This is a genomic window from Elusimicrobiota bacterium, from assembly GCA_026388075.1.
GTDB lineage: Bacteria > Elusimicrobiota > Endomicrobiia > Endomicrobiales > JAPLKN01 > JAPLKN01.
In genome coordinates this window covers 1-3,801 of record JAPLKN010000143.1, presented here as the reverse complement: position 1 = coordinate 3,801, position 3,801 = coordinate 1, and the positions used below count along the sequence as shown (strand labels likewise).

Below are 3,801 nucleotides of genomic sequence, written 5' to 3'. Positions count from 1 at the left end.
GTGTATTTTTTCGGCGGCGGAAAAGCTGACGGAAACGAGTCTATGAAAAACCTTTTAGGCGGCAAAGGTGCGAACCTTGCCGAAATGGCAGGGCATAAAGATCTTCGGCTTCCCGTTCCTCCGGGTTTCACCCTTACAACTGAAGTCTGCACTTATTATTACGCGCACAAAAGAACATATCCAAAAACCTTGAACAGCGAGGTTATGAAAGCTATAAAAAGAATTGAAATACTGATGAAAAAAAAGTTCGGCGACGTGAACGATCCTCTTTTGGTTTCCGTTAGGTCCGGTGCCCGTAAATCTATGCCGGGAATGATGGAAACAGTCTTAAATGTCGGGCTGACTGAAAAAACAATCCCCGGTTTGGTAAAACAATCAGGCAATGAACGGTTTGTTTATGATGCGTACCGCAGGCTCATAATGATGTATTCCGATGTTGTTATGGAAAAAGCTGAAGGAATAGAGCCGGAACAAGATGAGCTAGGGATACGCAAACAGCTTGAAAAAATAATGTCTGAAATGAAAAGAAGAAAAGGAGTTAAGCTTGATACCGAGCTTAACGCTGAAGATTTAAAAACTCTCTGCGGCCAATTCAAAGAAAAGGTTAAAGAGGTTCTCAAGAAAAGTTTTCCGGACGATCCATACGAACAGCTGTGGGGAGGGGTAGGCGCGGTATTTGCATCATGGAACGGCAAGCGGGCCATTTCGTACAGAAGAATTGAAAATATTCCTGACCAATGGGGAACTGCGGTCACTGTACAGACAATGGTATTCGGAAACATGGGCGACGATTCGGCTACTGGTGTTGCATTTACCAGAAATCCCGGAAACGGCGAAGGCCAGTTTTACGGGGAGTATCTTGTAAACGCTCAAGGCGAAGACGTGGTTGCAGGTATAAGGACCCCGGCGCCCATTAATGAATACTCTCAGAGCGAACACAACAAAGACCTTTTGACTTTAGAAAAAGGCATGCCGGCAATTTATAAGGAACTTTATAATTTTCAAAAACGGCTTGAAAAACATTATCGCGACATGCAGGATATTGAATTTACCATAGAAAAAGGAAGGCTGTTCATGCTTCAATGCCGCATAGGAAAACGTAACGGCCCGGCCGCGGTAAGAATGGCGATGGACATGCTCAAAGAAAGATTGATTTCAAAAGAGGAAGCAGTTTCAAGAGTTACTCCTGCGCAGTTGGAGGAACTGCTTCATCCGGTTATTGACCCAAAAGCAGAGCTTGAACATAATCCTATTGCAAAAGGCCTTCCGGCAGGCCCCGGAGGAGCTTCGGGAATGATTGTTTTTTCGGCTGAAGCTGCCGTTGAATGGGCTGAACAGGGTAAAAAAGTGATACTTGTAAGGGAGGAAACAAATCCTGAAGATGTTGAGGGAATGCGTGCGGCCCAGGCAATTCTTACTGCCAGAGGCGGTATGACTTCTCATGCTGCGCTTGTGGCAAGAGGCTGGGGAAAATGCTGTATAGTTGGCTGCGGAACTCTTCATATTGATGCAATCACAAAAACTATGAAAGCGGATTCTTTGACTTTGAGAGAAGGAGAATGGATCACGCTTAACGGCACTAAAGGCAATGTTTATATAGGCCAGCTGAAAATGATGGATGCTACCGAAGAAAATGAAATACTGAATAGTTATCTTAAAATATGTGATTCAATAAGAAGATTAAAAATCAGGACTAATGCAGATACTCCTGAAGATTCCAGAAAGGCGCGTGTGTTCGGAGCAGAAGGTATAGGGCTTTTCAGAACGGAGCATATGTTCTATGGCGAAAATTCGGAAAAGCCGCTGTTTCTGCTCAGAAAAATGATTATCTCTAAAAATGTGGACGAGCGTAAAAAAGCTTTATCTGAACTTTATCCGTTCGTTAAATCCGACATAAAAGGCACTCTTGAAGCTATGGACGGTTTTCCTGTAACAATAAGGCTTTTGGATCCCCCGCTGCACGAGTTTGTCCCTCGTGAAGAAGCCCAGCAGAAAGAACTTTGCAATTCGCTCGGGATATCAATTCAGGAGTTCCAGAAAAGAGCCAATATGCTTCATGAAAATAATCCTATGATGGGCCATCGCGGGGTGCGGCTTGGGATTACTTATCCTGAAGTTACCGAGATGCAGATATGGGCGATTTTAGAAGCGTCAGCGGAACTCATTAAGGAAGGGAAAAAAGTTGTTCCTGAAATAATGATACCCGTTGTGTGCGCTAAAAAAGAACTTGAAGACCAGAAAAAAATAGTTGAAAGAATATATAAAGAAGTGCTCGATAAAGTCGGCATCAAAAAAATGGCGTACAGTTACGGTACAATGATTGAAATACCGAGAGCGGCTCTTGTCGCAAACGAACTTGCCGAAACTGCGGAATTTTTCTCTTTCGGAACAAACGACCTGACCCAGATGGGATTCGGTTTTTCACGCGATGATATCGGCGGTTTCTTGCCTGACTATTTAAGCAAGGGAATACTTCCTGATGATCCGTTCCAAACAATAGACCAGGACGGCATCGGCGAACTTATACAGATTGGCATTGAGCGGGGAAGAAAGACCAGGCCGGGAATGAAGATAGGTATTTGCGGCGAACACGGCGGTGAACCCAGGTCAGTTGAATTCTGCCATAAGGTCGGCATGGATTATGTGTCCTGCTCGCCTTTCAGGGTTCCTATTGCCCGGCTTGCGGCTGCTCAGGCGGTTGTTAAAGAAAAAGGTTTGGCGAAAGGCAAGAAAGCTAAGAAACGAAAGAAATAAAATTAAACATAAACTAAAAGCTATCAGTTAAATTATTCTTTAAGTTGAAAGCGTTAGGCTGAAAACTTCATTGGAGAAAAGAATGCGCAAAATTGTTCTTCAGCGGCACGGGGAAAGCGTTTGGAATAAAGAAAACCGCTTTACCGGTTGGACCGACGTGGATTTATCTGAAAAAGGCCTTCAGGAAGCGAAAAAAGCCGGCGTGATTTTAAAAAAAGAAGGTTATGTTTTTGACGTTGCTTTTACATCGGTTTTAAAAAGAGCGATAAAGACTCTTTGGATAACTTTGGATGTAATGGACTTAATGTGGCTGCCCGTTTATAATTCTTGGAGGCTAAACGAAAGGCATTACGGGGCTTTGCAGGGGCTTAATAAATCTGAGACAGCTTCAAAATTTGGCGAAGAACAGGTTAAGATTTGGAGAAGAAGCTACGACATAAAACCGCCTGCTCTTGAATTAACTGATCCAAGGTATCCCGGAAATGATCCGCGGTACAAAGATTTAAGCAAGAAAGAACTTCCTTTAACTGAGTGTTTAAAAGATACGGTTGAAAGATTTCTTCCGTACTGGCACAAAACTATAGCACCGGCAATAAAATCGGGTAAAAAAGTTCTTATATCCGCTCACGGAAACAGTTTAAGAGCTTTAGTAAAATACTTGGATAACGTTTCGGATCAGGATATAGTGTCTTTAAATATACCTACCGGAATACCTCTGGTTTACGAGCTTGAGGATAATCTGAAACCTATCAGGCATTATTATCTGGGCGATCCCGAAGAAGTAAAAAAAGCGATGGAATCCGTTGCTAATCAGGGAAAACCAAATAAATAGGGACACTTCCCATTTATTTCTTTGCTCAAATAACTCTTTGAAATTCTTAAAAAAATTAACAAATAAATGGGAAGTGTGTAGATTCAAGTTTCCAGTGCAACGGTTAACAGTTTATTGAAGACTTCGTGCGGAGTATAAAAATCTAATGTTTTCCGCGGCCGATCATTTAACATATTTTGGGCCTTTTTGATAGCGTGGATAGAAATATTTGAAAA

Annotated in this window: 2 protein-coding genes; both read left to right on the top strand. The window is 42.5% G+C overall.

Annotated features, from left to right (window positions below):
- On the top strand, positions 1–2,754 hold a 2,754-nt coding region (gene ppdK, locus NT145_07815; protein MCX5782586.1), incomplete at its 5' end, for a pyruvate, phosphate dikinase.
- A gap of 82 nt (positions 2,755–2,836) precedes the next feature.
- A complete protein-coding gene (gpmA, locus tag NT145_07810; protein ID MCX5782585.1) occupies positions 2,837–3,586 on the top strand; it encodes a 2,3-diphosphoglycerate-dependent phosphoglycerate mutase in 750 nt (249 codons plus the stop codon).
- Positions 3,587–3,801: the final 215 nt, after the last annotated feature.

What these genes read in the sequence shown, in the direction of transcription:
- gpmA (MCX5782585.1), top strand. Translation starts at nt 2,837, where the DNA reads ATGCGCAAAATTGTTCTTCAGCGGCACGGGGAAAGCGTTTGGAATAAA.